Source organism: Bradyrhizobium sp., from assembly GCF_004799405.1.
Taxonomy (GTDB): domain Bacteria; phylum Pseudomonadota; class Alphaproteobacteria; order Rhizobiales; family Xanthobacteraceae; genus Bradyrhizobium.
Genome location: NZ_SSMW01000103.1, coordinates 1 through 19,596, shown reverse-complemented (window position 1 = coordinate 19,596; position 19,596 = coordinate 1). Strand labels below are relative to the sequence as shown.

The 19,596-nt window shown below is 61.6% G+C and carries 17 protein-coding genes; 11 read left to right on the top strand and 6 right to left on the bottom strand.

The genetic code is table 11. The annotated features are described in order from the left end of the window. The first annotated feature begins 141 nt into the window (after positions 1 to 141). A complete protein-coding gene (locus tag E7813_RS16200) occupies positions 142 to 336 on the top strand; it encodes a hypothetical protein (RefSeq protein ID WP_291575518.1) in 195 nt (64 codons plus the stop codon). Positions 337 to 422: 86 nt separating this feature from the next. After that, the gene (locus E7813_RS16195; RefSeq protein ID WP_291575516.1) at positions 423 to 2,300 is read left to right on the top strand and encodes an ABC-F family ATP-binding cassette domain-containing protein; all 1,878 of its coding nucleotides are present in this window, start codon (positions 423 to 425) and stop codon (positions 2,298 to 2,300) included. A 37-nt stretch (positions 2,301 to 2,337) separates the two neighbouring features. Here the strand turns inward: E7813_RS16195 and E7813_RS16190 are convergent, their stop codons facing one another. The 3 genes from E7813_RS16190 to E7813_RS16180 all read right to left on the bottom strand — a co-directional run bounded on the left by E7813_RS16190 (position 2,338) and on the right by E7813_RS16180 (position 4,984). Beyond that, the gene (locus E7813_RS16190; protein ID WP_291575583.1) at positions 2,338 to 2,838 is read right to left on the bottom strand and encodes a hypothetical protein; all 501 of its coding nucleotides are present in this window, start codon (positions 2,836 to 2,838) and stop codon (positions 2,338 to 2,340) included. Between the two features lie 179 nt (positions 2,839 to 3,017). After that, positions 3,018 to 3,470, bottom strand: coding sequence for a DNA polymerase III subunit chi (locus E7813_RS16185; RefSeq protein WP_291575515.1), 453 nt, complete (start codon positions 3,468 to 3,470; stop codon positions 3,018 to 3,020). Between the two features lie 11 nt (positions 3,471 to 3,481). Beyond that, the gene (locus tag E7813_RS16180; protein ID WP_291575514.1) at positions 3,482 to 4,984 is read right to left on the bottom strand and encodes a leucyl aminopeptidase; all 1,503 of its coding nucleotides are present in this window, start codon (positions 4,982 to 4,984) and stop codon (positions 3,482 to 3,484) included. Between the two features lie 348 nt (positions 4,985 to 5,332). Between E7813_RS16180 and lptF the strand changes: the two genes are divergently transcribed. The 9 genes from lptF to E7813_RS16135 all read left to right on the top strand — a co-directional run bounded on the left by lptF (position 5,333) and on the right by E7813_RS16135 (position 16,416). Continuing rightward, entirely contained in the window at positions 5,333 to 6,502 is a 1,170-nt protein-coding gene (gene lptF, locus E7813_RS16175) for an LPS export ABC transporter permease LptF (RefSeq protein WP_291575513.1), read from the top strand. Continuing rightward, positions 6,499 to 7,596 (top strand): LPS export ABC transporter permease LptG, encoded by a 1,098-nt coding sequence (gene lptG, locus E7813_RS16170; protein WP_291575581.1) that lies wholly within the window; start codon positions 6,499 to 6,501, stop codon positions 7,594 to 7,596. The genes lptF and lptG overlap by 4 nt, the downstream gene beginning before the upstream one ends. Positions 7,597 to 7,703: 107 nt before the next feature. Then, complete coding sequence (locus tag E7813_RS16165) at positions 7,704 to 10,097, top strand: LPS-assembly protein LptD (protein ID WP_291575511.1); 2,394 nt, start codon at positions 7,704 to 7,706, stop codon at positions 10,095 to 10,097. A gap of 78 nt (positions 10,098 to 10,175) precedes the next feature. Next, a complete protein-coding gene (locus tag E7813_RS16160) occupies positions 10,176 to 11,111 on the top strand; it encodes a SurA N-terminal domain-containing protein (RefSeq protein ID WP_291575510.1) in 936 nt (311 codons plus the stop codon). 3 nt (positions 11,112 to 11,114) lie between these two features. Beyond that, on the top strand, positions 11,115 to 12,116 hold the full coding sequence (pdxA, locus tag E7813_RS16155) for a 4-hydroxythreonine-4-phosphate dehydrogenase PdxA (protein WP_291575509.1): 1,002 nt from the start codon (positions 11,115 to 11,117) through the stop codon (positions 12,114 to 12,116). Then, entirely contained in the window at positions 12,116 to 12,982 is an 867-nt protein-coding gene (rsmA, locus tag E7813_RS16150; RefSeq protein WP_291575508.1) for a 16S rRNA (adenine(1518)-N(6)/adenine(1519)-N(6))-dimethyltransferase RsmA, read from the top strand. Before pdxA ends, rsmA begins: the two co-directional genes overlap by 1 nt. A gap of 12 nt (positions 12,983 to 12,994) precedes the next feature. After that, entirely contained in the window at positions 12,995 to 14,053 is a 1,059-nt protein-coding gene (locus E7813_RS16145) for an alcohol dehydrogenase (RefSeq protein ID WP_291575507.1), read from the top strand. A gap of 71 nt (positions 14,054 to 14,124) precedes the next feature. After that, positions 14,125 to 15,354 carry an ABC transporter substrate-binding protein gene (locus E7813_RS16140; protein ID WP_291575506.1) on the top strand — a complete coding sequence of 410 codons (1,230 nt, stop codon included), beginning with the start codon at positions 14,125 to 14,127 and terminating at the stop codon, positions 15,352 to 15,354. A gap of 171 nt (positions 15,355 to 15,525) precedes the next feature. Continuing rightward, positions 15,526 to 16,416, top strand: coding sequence for a hypothetical protein (locus tag E7813_RS16135; RefSeq protein WP_291575505.1), 891 nt, complete (start codon positions 15,526 to 15,528; stop codon positions 16,414 to 16,416). Between the two features lie 9 nt (positions 16,417 to 16,425). Here E7813_RS16135 and gmk read toward each other — a convergent pair whose 3' ends face one another. The 3 genes from gmk to mltG all read right to left on the bottom strand — a co-directional run bounded on the left by gmk (position 16,426) and on the right by mltG (position 19,352). Then, positions 16,426 to 17,085, bottom strand: a complete 660-nt coding sequence (gene gmk / locus E7813_RS16130) for a guanylate kinase (RefSeq protein WP_291575503.1) — start codon at positions 17,083 to 17,085, stop codon at positions 16,426 to 16,428. 3 nt (positions 17,086 to 17,088) lie between these two features. Then, a complete protein-coding gene (locus tag E7813_RS16125) occupies positions 17,089 to 17,976 on the bottom strand; it encodes a YicC/YloC family endoribonuclease (RefSeq protein WP_291575501.1) in 888 nt (295 codons plus the stop codon). Between the two features lie 113 nt (positions 17,977 to 18,089). Next, complete coding sequence (mltG, locus tag E7813_RS16120; RefSeq protein WP_291575499.1) at positions 18,090 to 19,352, bottom strand: endolytic transglycosylase MltG; 1,263 nt, start codon at positions 19,350 to 19,352, stop codon at positions 18,090 to 18,092. Positions 19,353 to 19,596 lie beyond the last annotated feature (244 nt).

Below are 19,596 nucleotides of genomic sequence, written 5' to 3'. Positions count from 1 at the left end.
GGAACCGCCAGGCGTTCACTCGATATTTACGAAAAAGAGACACGACCGGCCCGCGACGGGCAACCATTTCGTGTCGGGTGAATTGGTTTGGCGTCACCTTATTGGATTATCGGAATGGCCTAAGGAAGCGGAACTCGTCCCATGAATAGCCGAATCACCGAAACCAGCGAACCAATCGATCGCAAAACCAGCCGATCGATCTGCGACGCTGTGGGCGAACGGCTGCAGCAGAATCTTCGCCCCGAGTCCTCGCGTCTGTCGTCTCACCTGCAGCATCTGATGGATGAATTGAGCAAGCGCGATAGCGAGGACCCCCGAGGTTCTCGAACCAACTGAGCATATTTTCGGCATATCGGGGACACCCGAGCGATGTCCGCCGATAAACCGGTTGCGTTTTTGGACGGCTCCGGTGAAAAGCCCCCATGCTTTCAATCACCGACATTTCAGTCCGGATTGCCGGACGGCTCCTGATCGACAATAGCTCGGCGCAAATCGTCCCCGGCGCGCGGGTTGGTTTCGTCGGCCGCAACGGTGTCGGCAAATCCACGCTGTTCAGCGCGATCCGCGGCGAATTGCCCCTTGAGGCCGGCACCATCGCGATTCCTCCACGTTGGCGTGTCGGCAGTCTCGCCCAGGAAGCGCCGGATGGCCCGGAAAGCCTCATCGCCGTGGTGCTGAAAGCCGATCTTGAGCGCGAGGCGCTGTTGCGCGAGGCCGAAACCGCGCACGATCCCGTTCGAATTGCCGACATTCAAACCCGGCTGGTGGACATCCAGGCCCATTCCGCCCCTGCCCGCGCCGCCGCGATCCTTTCCGGCCTCGGATTTTCCACCGCCGATCAAGCTCGCTCCTGTTCGGAATTTTCCGGCGGCTGGCGGATGCGCGTCGCCCTTGCCGCAACATTGTTCGCCGCCCCCGATCTATTGCTGCTGGACGAGCCCACCAACTATCTCGATCTCGAGGGCACGCTGTGGCTTGAAGATCACCTGGCCAACTATCCGCGCACCGTGATCGTCATCAGCCACGACCGCGACCTGCTCGACACCTCGGTCGATCAGATCCTGCATCTCGATCGCGGCAAACTGACGCTCTACAAGGGCACCTATTCGTCATTCGAGGAACAGCGCGCCACCCGCGAAATGCTGGACGCCAAGCACGCCAAGCGGCAGGCCGACGAGCGCAAGCGGCTGCAGGCCTTTGTCGATCGCTTCAAGGCCAAGGCCTCGAAGGCTCGTCAGGCCCAGTCGCGCGTCAAGATGCTGGAACGGATGAAGCCGGTCACCGCGCTGGTGACACAGGACGTGCGCGAGATTTCATTCCCCATACCCGAGAAGATGTTGTCACCGCCGATCATCGCCGTCGACGACGTCTCGGTCGGCTACGATCCGAAACAGCCAGTGCTCAATCGGGTTACCTTGCGTATCGACACCGATGACCGCATCGCCTTGCTCGGCGCCAATGGCAACGGCAAGTCCACCCTGGTCAAGCTGCTCGCCAACAAGCTGCGGCCGTTTTCCGGCCACGTCACGCGTGCGGAAAAACTCTCGGTCGGATATTTCGCGCAGCATCAGGTCGATGAACTCAATCTCGACGGCTCGGCTTACGATCATGTCCGCAAGCTGATGCCGGACGCTCCCGAAACCAAAGTGCGCGGACGCACCGGCGCGATCGGTTTCTCCGGCAAGGCTGGCGACACCCTGGTGAAAAGCCTGTCGGGCGGCGAGAAAGCACGGCTGTTGCTTGGGCTCGCGACCTTCTTCGGCCCCAACATGATCATCCTCGACGAGCCGACCAACCATCTGGACATCGACAGCCGCGCCGCGCTTGCCGAGGCGATCAACGACTTTCCCGGCGCGGTCATCATGGTTTCCCATGACCGCTATCTGATCGAAGCCTGCGCCGATCAGCTATGGGTGGTCGCCGACCGCACCGTGACGACCTATGACGGTGACCTCGACGATTATCGCCGCATGGTGCTGTCGGCGCGCGGCATGCGCACCAATTCGCGCGAGCGCAATGACAATGAACGCAGCAACAGCCGCGAAAAGTCCCAGCGCAACCGGAGTGAAAAGCGCATACCGCTCAAGCAGAAAATTTCCGAGGCCGAGGCGGAAATCGCGCGCATCAACGGCATCATTTCCAAGATCGATGCCGCACTGGCGCTGCCGGATCTGTTCAGGCGCGATCCGAAGCAGGCAACCCAGCTCAGCAAGGCGCGCGCCGGTGCGGCAACCGCGCTGCTGCGGGCCGAGGAAGAATGGCTGGCGGCAAGTTCGCAATATGACGAAGCAGCGGGCTAAGCCACGCCGCCCGATCGAGATCACACCGGGAAAACGATCAGGTCGCCGCCGGCTTCTTCTTCACCTTGGATTTCACCGCCTTCGGCGGCGCCGCCGGCTCGGGCCAGCGCTCGATCGATGACAGCCGTCCAGAGGTGAAGGTGTAGATCCCGGCGCGTTGCCCGCGCGAATAATTGATCACCATCAGCCGATCGCCACGCTCGTTCTTCGAGAGATTGACGCTGTCAGGTGCACCAATGCCGCGCACGACATCGCATTCGGTATGACCAAGCGCCACCGTTCCCGTTGTTGAGGGAGCCGGGGGCGCGCCGGCCGCTCCCTCGGTCAGGGCGTTAGCGTCCGAGGGCGCCATTCCCGAACAGATCCCGTCGGCGTTGACCAGATCGTCTGCCGTAACCGGCTTGTTCGGAGTGAGCGGCGGGGTTTCAATCGAAACGGCCCTGATGAACAGCCTGCTCGGACGCGAGAACCATTCCGCGTCTTTCGACAACAGATCGGACTGAAACATATCGGATACGCCGCCACCGCAGCCCTCCATCAGGGGGGCGAGCAACAGTAACGCCAACAGCCGATTTCGATGACGGTATTTGTCTCGCACGATGAACTCAATCCCCGTCCGCTCTAAGCGGTTGTCCCAACATCACTTTGCGGCACGACCATGGCTATGCGCAAGCGCTGGAGCCGAAACCGCAGATTATCATTAATCGCCCGATATCGCTATTCCCGCCGCTGCCACCGGCCCCGCTCGTCGGCCTGCCAGTATGTGACCTCGAACCCCCGCGCCTTGCAATCCGTCCAGGCGCCGCGGGCGGCTGCGAGCGCGTCGCCGTCCTCGCCGTTAAAAACCAGAACCACCCGATCGTAGCTGTCGGTATCGGCGGGCAAGGCGGCGTTGTCGATCAAAAACCTGACATTGGCCCCGTTCGGGTTGGCCTCTGCCACCGCCAGCACGATCGGATGATCCTGCGCATCGCCGGCGCGCCAGGTGGCGTGCGGCAAAAATGAGTCCTCGCGATAGGTCCACAGATGGGCGTCGAGCGCTTCGGCGCGCTCTTCCGACGTCGACTGCACGACAACCCGCCAGCCCCGTTCCAGCGATTTTTCGAGCAAGGGCGGCAAGACGCTTTCGAGCGACATGTCCTGCAGATGGTAGAACAGAACTTCCGTCATCCGGTTCTCAACTATTTCTTGGCTTCATAGTACTCCGCAACCAGCCGCTCAAGCAGGCGAACGCCATACCCTGAACCCCAGCTTTGGTTGATCTCGGTTTTCGGGGCGCCCATCGCCGTCCCCGCGATATCGAGATGCGCCCACGGTGTGTCGTCGACAAAGCGCTGCAGAAATTGCGCGGCGGTGATCGAACCGCCGTTGCGGCTACCGGTGTTCTTCATGTCGGCGAATTGCGAGTCGATCTGCTTGTCGTATTCCGGGCCAAGCGGCATGCGCCAGACCCGTTCTCCGGTCGCAAGCCCGACCTCGGTCAACCGTCCCGCCAATTGGTCGTTGTTGGAGAACATTCCGGCGTATTCGGTGCCGAGCGCCACCATGATGGCGCCCGTGAGCGTCGCCAGATCGACCATGAATTTCGGCTTGAACTTCTTGGCCACGTACCAGAGCACGTCGGCCAGCACCAGCCGGCCTTCGGCGTCGGTGTTGATGATCTCGATGGTCTGGCCGGACATCGAGGTTACGATATCGCCGGGGCGTTGCGCGTTGCCGTCGGGCATGTTCTCGACCAGCCCGATGGCGCCGACCGCGTTGACCTTCGCCTTTCGCGCCGCCAGCGCATGCATCAATCCGACCACGCAGGCGGCTCCGCCCATGTCGCCCTTCATGTCCTCCATGCTGGCGGCGGGCTTGATGGAAATGCCGCCGGTATCGAAACAAACGCCCTTGCCGATAAAGGCGACGGGCTGACCGCCGCGCTTGCCGCCATTCCAGCGCATGATCACTGTCCTGCCCGGCTGCGTCGAGCCCTGGGCGACGCCAAGCAGCGCTCCCATGCCGAGTTTCATCATCGCTTTAACGTCGAGAATTTCGACCTCGACGCCGAGCTTGCGCAACTGGCTGGCGCGGCGGGCGAATTCCACCGGAAACAGCACGTTGGGCGGCTCATTGACGAGATCGCGCGCGGTGATGACGCCATCGACGATGTGAGCGCCGGGAGCGAAGGCCTTTCGCGCAGCCGCGACGTCACCGACGGCCAGCGAAACATCGGCGCGCAACGCGGCGTCCTCACCGTCCTTCTTCTTGGTCTTGTAGCGGTCGAATTTATAGGCGCGCAGCCGGATGCCCGATGCAACCGCGGCCGCCTGATCGGGCTTCATGGCTCCGGTCGATAGTTCGGCGATGACCGTCACCGCGTTGTTGCCGGGGCGCAATTTGCCGGCGACCACGCCGCCAAGCTTGAGAAAATCATTGTCCTTGAGGGTCGAGAGCTTGCCGGCGCCGACCACGATCAGGCGTGAGATCTTGAGGCCCTGTGGCGCCAGGATATCCAGCGTCGCGCCGTTTTTTCCCTTGAACTGGTTGGTTTCAGCGGCGCGCTTGACGATATTGGCCGTCGCACCGAGCGCTCGATCGGTCGCCGCACCGAATTTCAGCCCGTCATCGCAGAATACTACCAGGCTACCGCGGGGGGCGCTGGAAAGCGGAACAAAGCCGACCTTGACGGCGTCGGGCATGGGTAATCCTCCAAAAATCAGGGCTTTCGCTGGGTCGGGAACCCGCCGGGGGGCGTTCTGTGAGTGTTCTCTTCGGCCCGCTTTGCGTCCGTCAAGAGGTTGGTCCATGGCACTATGACCTGTCAGCGACCGCGATGCCAAGCGTTCCCGTGGTCGGAAGGCCACAAACCCTGAATTATTAACCATATCTGAAGAGCGCCATCGCGCAGCCATTTTGTTGACGGATCAAAGGGATGGTAGTGAGAGGGTGAGCGGCTGGACGACCGCGGCACGGCCAGAGGGATCCCGATTTGGGGATTTGGTCGCAAGCAGCAGGTCCGGTTCGCGGGCGGGGATCGTGCGGTAACGATGGGGTCGATCGACAAGTATATTTTTCGCACGACGCTTGCGTCGTTTGTGGTGGTCTTGATCAGCCTGACGGGGGTGATCTGGATTACGCAGGCGTTGCGCGGCATCGACCTGATGACGAGCCAGGGTCAAACAATCCTTACCTTTCTCGGCATCACCAGCCTGATCATTCCGTCGCTGGTACTGATCATCGCACCGATCGCGCTGATGATCGCGGTCTCCCATACCCTCAACAAGCTCGCAACCGACTCCGAAATCATCGTGATGAATGCGGCCGGCTTCTCGCCGGTCCGGCTGTTTCGTCCGTTCTTCTATGCCACCTGCGTGGTAGCGTTGATGGTCGCCTTTATCGCGGCCTATCTCGCGCCAGAGGGAATGCGCCGCCTCAAACAATGGAACGCCGAAATCACCGCGGACGTGCTTGCCAACATCCTTCAACCGGGCCGCTTCACTCAGCTCGACCAGAACCTGACCATCCGTGTTCGAGAGCGGCAGCCCGGCGGCGTGCTTGTCGGCCTCTTTATCGATGACCGCCGCGATCCCAAGGAACGCGTCAGCATCATCGCCGATCACGGGACGGTGCTGCAGAACGAGGGCAGTTCGTTTCTGATCATGGAGGACGGAAATCTCGAACGTTTCGAAGCCGGCAAGCGCGATCCCGCGCTGGTGGCGTTCCGTCGTTATGCGTTCGACATGTCGAAATTCTCCAATCAGGGCCATGACGTCACGCTGGGGATTCGCGAGCGCTATTTATCGGAGTTGATTTGGCCGGCGCCGGCCGATCCGGTTTACGTGCAATTGCCCGGACAGTTTCGCGCCGAATTGCATGACCGTTTCCTGGCGCCGATCTATCCCTTTGCATTTGCAATCCTGACCTTCGCGTTTCTCGGTGCGCCGCGCACCACACGTCAGAGCCGGAACTTTTCGATTACCAGCTCGATCCTGGCGGTGTTCACGGTGCGCATGGCGGGATTCGTCTGCTCCGTGATGACGGCAACCTCGCCGCTGGCCGCCCTCGTTCAGTATCTGTTGCTGGCGGCGACTATCGCCGTGAGCCTTTGGATCGTCATCCGAAGCATCGTGGTGGAACCGCCGGCCAGGCTAATGGAAGCGGCCGAAAGGTCGAACGCACGGTTCCGGCGGCTTTTCAGGCGGCCGGCCACAGCATGAGCATAATGACCAACACGCTTGGACGATATTTTGCCGGCCGCTTCGTGGTCGCGGCACTGGGCGTGTTCGTCGGCATCTTCGTCCTGCTCGTGCTGGTCGATTACATCGAAATGGTCCGGAAGACGTCGGGGCTTGCTTCGGTGTCTCCGATCATGGTCGCGGAGACGTCGTTGTTCCGCGTGCCGCAATTGCTCGAGAAGCTGATGCCGTTTTGCATCCTGATCGGAGCGATGGTCTGCTATCTGGCGCTTTCGCGGAGTTTGGAGCTTGTGGTCGCGCGCGCCGCCGGGGTTTCGGCATGGCAGTTCATCGCGCCGGCGCTGGCGAGCGCGCTCATGCTAGGCGTCCTCGCCACGGCCCTCTACAACCCGATGTCCGCCAACCTGCGCGAACTCGCCAAGCACATGGAGGATGAATTGTTCGGCTCCGCTCCCGGCGGAGGACTACAAGACGCCTTTGGCTTCTGGATCAATCAGGTGAACAACGATGGCCAGGTCATCATCAACGCGGCCCGCAGCGAGCAGCAGGGGGTGCGGCTGACCGGGCTGACGTTGTTCAGGTTCGATACCAACTACCAGTTCAGGGAACGAATCGAAGCGCGGGAGGCGACGCTTGAAAAGGGGCGCTGGCTGCTCAAATCCGTCCGCCGCTACTCCCTCGACGCACCTCCCGTCGACCAGGACAGTTTCTTCCTCCCGACCACTCTGACGCCAGCTCAGGTTCGCAACAGTTTCTCCACGCCGGAGACTGTGTCTTTTTGGCAACTCCCGAGCTATATCCGATCCTCGGAAAGCTCCGGATTTGCGACCGCCGGGTACCGGTTGCAGTACCACAAGCTTATCGCACAGCCGTTTTTGCTGGCCGCGATGGTGTTGCTGGCAGCGTCCGTCAGCCTGCGATTCTTCCGCTTCGGCGGAGTCCAAAAAATGGTTTTGAGTGGTGTGGGAGCGGGCTTTCTGCTCTATGTTCTGTCGAAAGTAACCGATGATTTGAGCAAGGCTGAGTTGATGCATCCGATCGCTTCGGCGTGGCTGCCTGTGTGCGTGGGCGGCCTCACCGGCTTTTTGGCCTTGCTGTACCAGGAGGACGGGTAGTGGCCGTTGTCGCCGCCCGCCAGTGTATGTCGCCTGCGTTCAGGCGGCGCACCCCTGTGCGCCGTCCTCGGACTCGTTTGGCCGCCGCCCGCGGACCCGTGCTCGCAATGGTTTTCGGGTTCATCCTTGCCGGCGCATTCGGTGTTGTGACGACAACCCCGGCCTCTTCGCAAACCTACACCTTCAATCCGATGCCTCCCAAGCCGAAGCCGGCTCCTGCCGTGAAAGACGGACAGATGCTCGTCCAGGCAACCGAGGTGGACTACGATTACAACAACTCGCGGGTATCGGCGGTTGGCAACGTGCAGTTGTTTTACAACGGAACCAACCTCGAGGCGGACAAGGTTATTTACGACCAGAAGACCAAACGGCTCCATGCCGAAGGCAACGTCCGCATGACCGACGCGGACGGCAAGATTACCTACGCGAACATCATGGATTTGAGCGACGACTACCGCGACGGTTTCGTCGACTCGTTGCGCGTCGACACCGCCGATCACACCCGAATGGCTGCGACCCGCGCCGACCGCTCCAGCGGCAGCTACGAGGTGTTCGAGAACGGCGTTTACACCGCATGCGCGCCGTGCAGGGACGACCCGAAGAAGCCGCCATTGTGGCAGGTCAAGGCCGCGCGCATCATTCACGACACGAATGAGAAGATGCTGTACTTCGAGAACGCGCAGTTGGAGTTCTTCGGCGTTCCGATGGCGTATCTGCCATATCTTTCGACACCCGATCCGACGGTAAAGCGCAAGACCGGGTTTTTGATGCCATTCTATACGGAAGGCTCGGGTTACGGGTTCGGCCTCGAGGTGCCGTTCTACTGGGCGATCGCTCCCGACTATGATGTGACCATCAACCCGCGTTTCACCACCAAGCAGGGCGTGTTGTTCCAGGGTGAATTCCGCCAACGCACGATGGATGGAGCGTACCAGATCCGCGCCTATGGCATCGATCAGCTGGATCCCGGAGCTTTCGCCGGCCAGCCCGGCGATCGCACCTTCCGCGGCGGCGTCGAAACAAAGGGCCAGTTCGCGCTCAATGACAAATGGGTTTGGGGTTGGGATGGCGTCTTGCTCAGCGACTATATGTTGCTGTCGAACTACAGGCTGGCCGTCTACAAAGACCCGATGGCCTCGTTTCTCACGCTGCCAACCGAAGCCGTTTCCCAGCTTTATCTGACCGGCGTCGGCAATCGAAGTTATTTCGACGCGCGCGCGATTTACTATCTCAGTCTTTCGGGCAATCAGTCCCAGGTGCCGGTCGTGGCGCCGGTGATCGACTATTCCAACGTGATCAACCACTCGGTGTTCGGTGGAGAGTTCAGTTACAAGGGCAACTTCACCAGCCTGACACGCGACACCGCGGTTTTCGATCCGATCACGCCGATGGCGGCCGCCAACGGCTACTGCCTGCCGACCTCAGCCGATTCGGCCATGACCATCCCCAAGTACTGCCTGCTTCGGGGCATGCCCGGCACCTATACGCGATTGACAGGTGAGGTGGATTGGCGGCGGTCATACACCGATCCCTTGGGCGAAATCTGGACACCGTTTGCAAGTCTCCGCGCCGATGCGATCGACACCTCGGTCGCAAACCAGCCGGGCACTTCGAACTTCCTCCCCACCGGCGATACCCAGGCCCTGCGTTTGATGCCGACGGTCGGACTCGAATATCGCTATCCCTTCATCAACGTCCAGCCCTGGGGCACCACGACGATCGAACCGATCGCACAAGTCATCATTCGCCCCAACGAACCCGATGCCGGCAAGCTTCCCAACGAAGACGCGCAGAGCATGACCTTCGATACCAGCAATCTGTTCAGCGTCGACAAATTCTCAGGCTATGACCGCGTCGAGGGCGGCGGTCGCGCCAATGTCGGTGTGCAGGCGACCACGCAATTCGATCAGGGCGGCGCCGTCAAGGTAATGTTCGGGCAGTCCTACCAGCTGTTCGGTCTCAATTCATTCGCGGTCCAGGATGTGACCAACACCGCCGTCGACTCCGGCCTTGCGACCGCGCGGTCCGATTATGTCGCCAGCGCCGAATATTCGCCCAACAAGACCTATTCGTTCAGCGTTCGCTCGCGCCTCGACGAGGCAACGCTGAACGTTCAGCGCTTCGAGGCCGAGGGCCGCGCCAATTTCGACCGCTGGTCGGTTAGCCTGATGTACGGCAACTATGCCCCACAACCGGAGCTGGGGTACCTGAACCGCCGCGAAGGAATATTGGCCAGCGGGTCGGTCAAGGTAGCAGCGAACTGGGTGCTGACGGGAGCCGCGCGTTGGGATCTTGTAGCAAACCAGATCAACCAGTATGTCGTCGGCGCCGGATATGTCGACGACTGCTTCGTGCTGGCCGCCAACTACGTCACGTCCTACTCCTACGCCTCTACGACTTCGCCGCCGGTGCTCGGTCATGCCTTTATGCTGCAGCTCGGCCTGCGAACCATTGCCAATTCGACACCCAGTCCGACCGGGGTCGCGACGGGTATCCAATAGAACCGGCGTCGTCACGTTGTCGGGGGACCAGTTCCGCGCGCCGTGCGAATCCAGTTCAAGCAGGTTGATATAGCGAAGATGACCACAACGACTACATTCTCTCGCCGGCTTTCGCTTCTGATCCTGGGTTGTGCCGCTGCGCTGACGTTGGCGGGTTATGGCTCGGCTTTGCACGCGCAAACCGTCGCCGTCATGGTCAACGGCGACCCCATTACCAACTACGATATCGAGCAGCGCACCAAGCTGGTATTCATGACCACCCACAAGGCTCCCGCCCGACAGGAAGTGGTCGACGAATTGATCGATGAAAAGGTGAAAATCAAGGAAGCCAAGAAATTTGGCGTCGATCCCACATCCTCCGATATCGACCAGGCGTACGCCGAGATGAGCACGAGGATGCGGATCACCTCCGACCAACTGACCAAAGCCCTGGAAGCTCAGGGTGTTCGGCCCGAAACGCTGAAGGAGCGCATAAAAGCCGACATGGTCTGGGGCAGTTTGGTGCGCGGACGTTTCAAGGAGAGCCTGCAGGTCGGCGAGAAGGAAGTGGTAGCGGCCGCCAAGGAAGACGAGAAATCGGACACCGAGAGTTTCGAATACAAGATGCAGCCGATCGTTTTGATCGTCCAGCGGGGATCCGCGCCGGCTGTGGTCGAGGCAAGACGCAAGGAGGCCGAAGCCTTGCGCAACCGCGTGCAAACCTGCGCGGAGGCCAACGGTTTTTTCAAGACGATGCAAAATGCCGCGATTCGCGACGCGGTGACCAAGACCTCGGCCGATTTGCCGGCGCCGCTTCGTGAAATGCTCGACAAGACCCCGATCGGCCATTTGACCGAGCCGGAGGTGACCAAACAAGGCGTCGAGATGGTTGCGTTGTGCGGAAGAAAGCCGACCACCATCGATACGCCGAAAAAAAAGGAAGTCCGGGACAAGATGTTTGCGGCAAAATACGAGGCAAAGTCGAAATCCTACCTGCAGGAAGTCCGCAAAGCCGCGATGATCGAATATCGTTGATGCATGGCAAAACCCCTCGCGCTGACAACAGGCGAACCTGCGGGTATCGGGCCCGATATCACGATCAAGGCGTGGCTGCGCCGCGATGAACTGAACCTTCCGCCGTTCTACCTGCTCGGCGATCGCGACTTGCTCGCCGGCCGCGCCGGCGCGCTCGGCCTGAAGGTCAAGCTCGCCGACGTTCGCGCCGAGGATGCACTCGATGCATTCGCGGACGCGCTGCCGGTGGTATCCACCGGCCACAAGGCGACTGCGGAACCCGGCCGGCCGGACGACACCAGTGCGGATGCGGCCATGGCGTCCATACGTCAGGCGGTCAGCGACGTGACAGCCGGCCGCGCCGGCGCGGTCGTCACCAATCCCATTGCCAAGAACGTGCTCTACCGCGCCGGCTTCAGGCATCCCGGTCATACCGAGTTTCTCGCCGAACTCGCGGCGAGCGGCGGCCAACCGCCGCAACCGGTCATGATGCTGTGGTCCCCTGCCCTTGTTGTTGTGCCCGTGACGATCCACCTGTCGCTGCGCGACGCCGTTGCGCGGCTGTCGCGTGAGTTGATCGTCTCGACCGCCCGCATCGTGGTCGCGGAATTGAAGACCCGCTTCGGCATCGCCCGTCCACGGATCGCAATGTCCGGCCTCAATCCTCACGCCGGCGAAGACGGTACGCTCGGCACCGAGGATCAGGCGATCGTGGCGCCCGCCGTGGAAATCCTGCGCGGCGACGGTATTGAGATCAGGGGACCGCTGCCCGCCGATACCATGTTCCACGAGGCCGCGCGCAAAACCTACGACTGCGCGATCTGCATGTATCACGACCAGGCGCTGATTCCGGTCAAGACGCTGGCGTTCGAGGACGCCGTCAACGTGACGCTGGGCCTGCCCTTCATACGCACCTCGCCCGATCACGGCACCGCATTTGACATTGCCGGCACTGGCAGGGCCAACCCATCGAGCCTGATCGCGGCATTGCGGCTCGCCGCCCGCATGTCGGCCGCCCAGCGGTGATGAGTGCGATCGACGACCTTCCGCCGCTTCGCGACGTTATTCGCCGGCATGCTCTATCGGCGCGCAAATCGCTCGGGCAGAATTTCCTGCTGGACCTCAACCTCACCGCACGAATCGCGCGCGCGGCGGGCCCGCTCGAAGACGCAACGATTGTCGAGATTGGTCCCGGTCCGGGCGGGTTGACGCGCGCGCTATTGGCCTTGGGCGCGCGGCGCGTCATCGCGATCGAGCGCGACGAGCGGGCCTTGACGGCACTTGAAGAGATTTCGAGGCGATATCCGGGCCGGCTGGAGATTGTTTGTGCCGATGCGCAGGCTTTCGATCCGCGGCCATTGCTCGGAAGCGTGCGCGCTAAAATCGTCGCCAACCTGCCCTATAATATCGCAACCGCGCTTCTGATCGACTGGCTGTCGATCGAGCCGTGGCCGCCATGGTACGACATGATGGTGCTGATGTTTCAGCGCGAGGTGGCCGAGCGCATCGTGGCGCGCGAGGATGACGAAGCTTATGGACGGCTGGGCGTGCTTGCGAACTGGCGCGCCGAGACCAAAATCCTGTTCGACATTTCGCCTGCGGCATTCGTGCCGCAGCCCAAGGTCACCTCATCAGTGGTGCGCCTGGTGCCTCGCACCACGCCGGAAGCGTGCGACCGCAAGGCGCTGGAGCAGGTCGCGGCGGCGGCCTTCGGCCAGCGGCGGAAAATGCTGCGGCAAAGCCTCAAATCACTGGCGGTCGATCCGGCGCGGCTCGCCGCCGCAGCCGATGTCGATTTGACGCGGCGCGCCGAAACCATTCCGGTGAGCGGCTTTGTTGCCATGGCCCGCGAATTGACCGATATACGAAACACCAAATTGAAGATTTCCTGAGGAGAAAACGCCATGGCGCTGATGCGACGCCAATCACTGGTCAAATTCGATGCGCCGCTGTGCGAAACCATTGTCGAGACACCTAAGCCGCAGGGCAAGGAAGTGCTGGTGCGCGTTGAGCGCTGCGGGCTGTGTCATTCGGACCTGCATATCCAGGACGGTTACGCCGATCTTGGCGGCGGCAAGAAACTCGACACCACACGCGGCATGGTGCTGCCGTTCACGCTGGGGCACGAGATCGCCGGGATCGTGGAGGAAGTCGGCCCCGATGTTCCAAAAAGCCTGATCGGCGCCAGCAAGGCGGTATTCCCCTGGATCGGTTGCGGCCAGTGCCGTGACTGTCTCAATGGCGATGAAAATCTCTGCGCCAAGCAGCGCTTTCTGGGAGTCGCCATCGATGGCGGCTTCGCCAGCCACGTGCTGGTACCCGATGCCAGGTATCTGCTGGATTACGACCCTCTGCCGGTCAATCAGGCGGCGACCTTGATGTGCTCCGGCGTGACCGCCTACGGCGCGCTGAAGCGCCTGGTCGATCGGCCGCGACAGCGCAACTTGCTGCTGATCGGTCTTGGCGGCGTCGGCATGATGGGGCTGGCTTTCGCACAAGCCATGTTCAAGCAGAAGATCTCGGTGGCGGATTTGAGCCCGGCCGCGCGCGAGACCGCGCTGAAAAACGGCGCCGCGGTCGCCTACGATCCCGGCGAGACCGACGTGGTCAAGCGCATCATCAAGGAGACCGAGGGCGGATTCGACGCGATCGTCGATTTTGCCGGCAACGAAAAATCGATGGCCTTTGCGGTCGCCGCGATCGCGCGCGGCGGCAAGATCGTGGTCTCCGGACTGATGGGCGGCAATTTCAGCCTGCCGATGGTGCAATGGATCTACAAGCGCATGACCATCGAGGGCTTCATGGTCGGAACCCTGGCCGAGGGACAGGAATTGATGGCGCTTGCGCGCGCCGGCAAGATCAAGCCGACGCCGATGAAGGAAGAGCCGATGGGCGACGTCCAGAAATGGATAGACCAATTGCGGGCTGGAAAAGTCGTCGGACGCATCATATTGAAAAACTGAGGCAGAGCCCTCTTAAGCCTCGTCAAAGGAGGCAGAGTGCCATGTAAGCCTCGCCAACAGGGAGGACTCCAATGGCCCAGGGAAATCATGCGACGCCGGGCGCCTTGGTACGGGGCGTTTTGGCTGCACTGACATTTGTTTTTGCCGCAACGCCGGCGCTGGCGCAGAAACAATACGGGCCGGGCGCCTCCGACACCGAAATCAAGATCGGGACCACGACGCCCTACAGCGGGCCGGCATCGGCCTATTCGGCGGGCGCGGTCTCCGCCACGGCTTATTTCGCGATGATCAACGACCAGGGCGGCGTCAATGGCCGCAAGATCAATTTCATCAGCCTCGACGACGCCTATAGCCCGCCCAAGACGGTCGAGCAGATCCGGCGCCTGATCGAAAGCGACGAGGTGCTGTTTCTTGTCAATCCCGTCGGCACCGCCACCAATATGGCCGTGGTCAAGTACATCAACCAGCAAAAGGTGCCGCATCTTTTCGTCGGCTCCGGCGCCACGGTCTTCAACGACCCCGCGCATTATCCGTGGACCATGAGCTGGACGCCGCACTATGCGTCGGAGGGCGAGATCTACGCCAAATACATTCTTTCGGTGAAACCCGACGCGAAGATCGCCATCCTGTCGCAGAATGACGACCTCGGCCGCGACTATCTTTTGGGATTCAAGCGCGGGCTCGGCGACAAGGCCTCGACGATGATCGTGTCGTCGCAGACCTATAACACCAGCGATCCCACGGTTGATTCCCAGGTGGTTTCGCTGAAGTCATCCGGTGCCGACGTATTCTTCATCGTCACGGTGCCCAAATTCTCCGCGCAGGCGATTCGCAAGGCCTACGACATCGACTGGCACCCGCAGGAATTCGTGGTCAGCATCGGCTCCTCGATCGCGGGCGCAATTCGGCCGGCCGGGTTTGAAGCAGCCAAGGGTATCATCTCCGCGGCCTATCAAAAGGATCCGGCCGACCCGCAGTGGAAAGACGATCCGGCCATGCAGGCCTGGAACGTATGGATGGACAAATACAATCCGCGCGTCGACAAAAGCGACTATTACGCCCCCTATGGCTACAATATCGGTTTTGCAGTGGTTCAGATTCTCAAGCAATGCGGCGACGATCTCACCCGCGAGAATATCATGAAGCAGGCCTCCCATCTGGACATGGAGTTGCCGTTGCTGCTGCCTGGTATCCGCCTGAGGACCAGCCCGACCGATCTGCGCCCGATCAAGCAGATGCGGCTGGTGCGTTTCGATGGACAGCGTTACGTGCTGTTCAGCGACGTGCTCGCGAGCGAGTAACCTCACATTCGAAAAGGTGTTGGGACGCTCTTTCGAGAGCGCCACTTTTTCGCCTCATGAATCCGAGCCTGAATTAAGCCCTGCCGTGTCCGGAATTGCGGCGCATTGCGACCCAAGTCTTTGCGGAGATTTGGCGCGTGAAAGTATTGCGTATCATCACCGGAGATGCACATGCCAAACCGAACCGCGAAATTCGCGTCAGCAATCTTCGCCAGCCTGTTCGCAGGGCTCCCTCTCACGACGATATCCTATGGCGCGGCGGCCGATTGTCTTTCCGAACCAAAGGACCAGGTGCCTGAGGGCAGCCATTGGTATTATCGCATCGATCATCCAAGCAACCGGCACTGCTGGTACCTGCGGCGCGAGGGCGAGAAGTCTTCGCAGCTCACGGCCAGGCCGGCGCCGTCGAAAGCAGAACCGTCGGTGCGAGATTCAATCGCGGATGCCCGCGCTGAACTGCCGCCGCAGACGCGTGTCGAGCACAAAACCGAGGCCAGCGTCTGGCCACCGGTTCCGGCAGCGCCTGCCAGCGCGGCCGGTCCCGAAAATAGCCCGCTTGCCAACCCGCCGGATGCGAACGCGCGGCCGTCCGTAGTCGCTTCGCGCTGGCCTGAGCCGTCGAGCGTCGAATCATCGGCCAGCCCAGCACTTGCGGTCGAAAATCCCGGCGTGACCGCGCCGTCAAATTCACCGACGACGAGGCCGCCCGTCGCGGCCGCTGCCGTCTCACTCGCCGCCGCCGACTCATCTTCTTCCGAAAAGCAGTCGCGTTCGATCCTGATGCTGCTGATCGCCGTTGTCGGGGCGCTGTCATTTGCCGGACTGATGGGACGCGCGATTTTCAGATTCAACCTGCGACGACGACGGGCGAGGCAGCGCGTGGTACGAGGCGATCGACGCGCGATCTGGGATTCGATCGTCACCGATCGTCCACCGCGGCCGGCCCATGCGATGCCGGACTCGCCCATCCCGAGAGCCCCGCGCGATCCGCGCGCTGCGGATGATCCGAACCGCAGGATCGCCGAAATGCTGGAGCGGCTGTCGCGAAGTGCCGCAGCCTGAGCGCTTCGGCTATTTCTCCAGTTGCCGTTGCAGCTCCCGCACGAACGTCGTCAAACCGGTACGGCGTTCGCGTTTGAGCCGCTCGGCTTTCAGGATCGATTGCACCTCGGCAAAGGCTTCGTCGATATCGTGGTTGATCACGATGTAGTCGTATTCAGCCCAGTGGCTCAATTCATGGGTGGCGCGACTCATTCGGCCGCGTATCACCGCGTCCGCATCCTGCGCGCGGGTATGCAGCCGTTTCTCGAGGTCGGCTGCCGACGGCGGCAGGATGAACACGCTGACGACGTCGGCGCGGGCTTTTTCGCGCAATTGCTGGGTGCCCTGCCAGTCGATATCGAACAGCACGTCCTGCCCCGCCGACAGGGCTGTTTCGACCGGTTCGCGCGGCGTGCCATAGCGATTGTCGAACACGGTCGCCCATTCGAGCAACTCGTCCCGCTTCACCATCGCCTCGAACCTGGATTTGTCGACAAACAAATAATCGCGGCCGTCGATTTCGCCCGGCCGCATCGGCCGCGTGGTCGCGGATACCGACATCTTCAGGCCCGGCATTCGTTCGATCAAAAGGCGCGACAGCGTGGTCTTGCCCGCGCCCGACGGCGACGACAGCACGAACATCAGCCCGCGCCGCTCAACCCCATCAAACCCGTGGCCGCCAGCCGTCATGGTTCACTCCAGGTTCTGAACCTGTTCGCGGAATTGCTCGACCACGTTCTTCATTTCGAGGCCGGCATTGGTTAGTTCGAGATCGTTCGATTTGGAACAGCAGGTATTGACCTCGCGGTTGAATTCCTGCGCCAGAAAATCGAGCCGCCGTCCGATCGGCCCGCCCTTGCCGATCATCTCGCGGGCCTGCGAGATGTGGGAGGCGATGCGGTCGAGTTCTTCACGAATGTCGGCCTTGGCCGCGATCATGATCGCTTCCTGATTGAGCCGGTCGGGATCGAAGCGTTCGGAGGACTCAAGCAATGCCGCGATTTGCTCGGCAAGCCGCGCTCTGATCGCCTCGGGCTTGCGGCCCGGGGCGCCCTCGGCCTTTTTCGCCAGCCGCTCGATCTCGTCCATTCGCTGGATCAGGATCTGCCCGAGCGTCGCGCCCTCGCGCCGACGCATCTCGACGAGGTCCGTGAGCGCCTGCTCGAACGCCGCTGCGGCGGCGGCTCTGGCGGCCTTGTCTTCGGCCTCATTGCTTTCGGGCTCGACGACCTCAATGACACCCTTGATCCCGAGCAGCCCGTCGATGCTCGGCGCCACCGCATCGATCTTGCCGGCGAGCACGCCTGCGACCTTCACGATCGACGCCAGCACCTCTTCATTGATACGGACGGTCGAGACCGAACTTGTGCGCTTGACGTTCAAATTGGCATAGACCGTGCCACGCGACAGCAGTTCTCCGGCGCGCTTGCGCGCCACAGCCTCCAGATCGTCCCATCCGGGCGGCAATCGCATCCGCAGGTCGAAGCCTTTGGCGTTGACCGACTTCAATTCCCATTCGAACGCATAGGGTCCGCTGGCGCCGTGGCTTCGGGCAAAGCCGGTCATGCTCGACAACGCCATCGCGTGAGATTCTCCTAACAAAGGGCGGACTTGAGACTCGCTGAAGGACGGCGCGAGTTTAGGACGTTTTCAGGCAAAGTGGAATTCGGTTCCGGCCGGTTGCCGGCGTCCCGTTATCGCTGAACCACCGGCGGCGATGCCGTGGTTTGCGCAGCCCCCTGCCGGGCTGGAGCGACGCGAGCGGGCCTTTTCGCGGGGGCCGGTTTGGTCGCCGCTGGCGTTGCCGGAGCAGCATCGGTGGGCGCCGCCGCCGCAGCCGGCTGGGGATCGTCCGCCGGTTCAACCGTATCGTTCGGAACCTGCTTTTCTATCGCGCGCAGTTTGGCGACGTTCTTCTGATGCTGGTCGTAAGTTTCGGTAAAGGCATGGCCGCCGGTACCGTCCGCCACAAAGAACAGGTCACGCGTGCGCGCCGGATTGGCCGCAGCTTCCAGCGAGGCGCGCCCGGGATTGGAGATCGGCCCCGGCGGAAGGCCGTCCACCACATAGGTATTGTAAAGCGAAGGCTGCAGGATTTCGCTGCGCTTGATCGGCCGCCCCAGTGTCCCCTTGCCGCCGACGATACCGTAGATAATGGTCGGGTCGGACTGCAGCTTGAGTTTTTGCCGCAGGCGATTGACGAATACCGCCGCAACGCGGCTGCGCTCGTCCGCCTTGCTGGTTTCCTTCTCGACGATCGAGGCCAATGTCACCAGTTGTTCCGGCGTCTTGACCGGAATATCCGGACTGCGGCGTTCCCAGATTTCCGCGAGCACGCGCTTCTGAGTCTGCTGCATGCGCGCAATCACCTGGTCGCGCGTGGTGCCGCGGGGGAATTTATAGGTCTCCGGCAGCAAGGTGCCTTCGCGCGGCACCTCGTGGATATCGCCAGTAAAGATATCGTTCTCGGAAAGGCGGGCCACGATCTGTTGGGAGGTCAACCCTTCGGGAATAGTGACGGCATGCTGGACCACCTTGCCTTCGACCATGGTGCCGATGACGTCACGCAGGCTGGCGTTCTTCTGAAACGCGTATTCGCCGGGCTTGAGTTCGGATCGCGCCTTAAGCGCAAACACGCTCCCGATGAAGGCCCAGCGATTATTGTCGATCACGCCTTCGCGCTGCAGGATATCGGCGATGTCGGTCATGCCCGCGCGCGCCGGGATGTTGACGATCTTGTCCTCCTGCAGCGGGCCCGGAGCCTCGATCTTCTGCTTGCCGTAGAAATAGCCTCCGCCGGCGCCGATCATCAGGACCAGCACAATGGTAATGACGGCATTGCCGAACACGACAAACGGATTGCGGGCGCGGTCGGACCGTTTCGGCGGCGGCGGAACCTGCTCGGGCTCCAGCGCGGCGCGCGGACTCCTCGGTGAAATGGGCGGCCTCTCACTCATCGATGCAACCTGAATCCTGTCGGTTCAATCGCGGCCTCGCGAAATGCACGCGGCGGCCGATAGTCTGCGTCCATGGCTAGGATTTATCACCGAATGCGGCGAAACGGTGGACTCTTGTCGATACGATACGTCAGTTGGTCACGCGCTGCATGATCATCGATGCGTTGGTGCCCCCGAACCCGAACGAATTCGATAGTACGACATTGATCTCGCGTTTGCGCGGCTTTTGCGGCACGAGATCGAT

Bases quoted from the DNA above. Each gene is read 5' to 3' on its own strand.
- E7813_RS16200 (WP_291575518.1), top strand. From the start codon at position 142: ATGAATAGCCGAATCACCGAAACCAGCGAACCAATCGATCGCAAAACC.
- E7813_RS16195 (WP_291575516.1), top strand. From the start codon at position 423: ATGCTTTCAATCACCGACATTTCAGTCCGGATTGCCGGACGGCTCCTG.
- E7813_RS16190 (WP_291575583.1), bottom strand. From the start codon at position 2,838: ATGGAGGGCTGCGGTGGCGGCGTATCCGATATGTTTCAGTCCGATCTG.
- E7813_RS16185 (WP_291575515.1), bottom strand. From the start codon at position 3,470: ATGACGGAAGTTCTGTTCTACCATCTGCAGGACATGTCGCTCGAAAGC.
- E7813_RS16180 (WP_291575514.1), bottom strand. From the start codon at position 4,984: ATGCCCGACGCCGTCAAGGTCGGCTTTGTTCCGCTTTCCAGCGCCCCC.
- lptF (WP_291575513.1), top strand. From the start codon at position 5,333: ATGGGGTCGATCGACAAGTATATTTTTCGCACGACGCTTGCGTCGTTT.
- lptG (WP_291575581.1), top strand. From the start codon at position 6,499: ATGAGCATAATGACCAACACGCTTGGACGATATTTTGCCGGCCGCTTC.
- E7813_RS16165 (WP_291575511.1), top strand. From the start codon at position 7,704: ATGGTTTTCGGGTTCATCCTTGCCGGCGCATTCGGTGTTGTGACGACA.
- E7813_RS16160 (WP_291575510.1), top strand. From the start codon at position 10,176: ATGACCACAACGACTACATTCTCTCGCCGGCTTTCGCTTCTGATCCTG.
- pdxA (WP_291575509.1), top strand. From the start codon at position 11,115: ATGGCAAAACCCCTCGCGCTGACAACAGGCGAACCTGCGGGTATCGGG.
- rsmA (WP_291575508.1), top strand. From the start codon at position 12,116: ATGAGTGCGATCGACGACCTTCCGCCGCTTCGCGACGTTATTCGCCGG.
- E7813_RS16145 (WP_291575507.1), top strand. From the start codon at position 12,995: ATGGCGCTGATGCGACGCCAATCACTGGTCAAATTCGATGCGCCGCTG.
- E7813_RS16140 (WP_291575506.1), top strand. From the start codon at position 14,125: ATGGCCCAGGGAAATCATGCGACGCCGGGCGCCTTGGTACGGGGCGTT.
- E7813_RS16135 (WP_291575505.1), top strand. From the start codon at position 15,526: ATGCCAAACCGAACCGCGAAATTCGCGTCAGCAATCTTCGCCAGCCTG.
- gmk (WP_291575503.1), bottom strand. From the start codon at position 17,085: ATGACGGCTGGCGGCCACGGGTTTGATGGGGTTGAGCGGCGCGGGCTG.
- E7813_RS16125 (WP_291575501.1), bottom strand. From the start codon at position 17,976: ATGGCGTTGTCGAGCATGACCGGCTTTGCCCGAAGCCACGGCGCCAGC.
- mltG (WP_291575499.1), bottom strand. From the start codon at position 19,352: ATGAGTGAGAGGCCGCCCATTTCACCGAGGAGTCCGCGCGCCGCGCTG.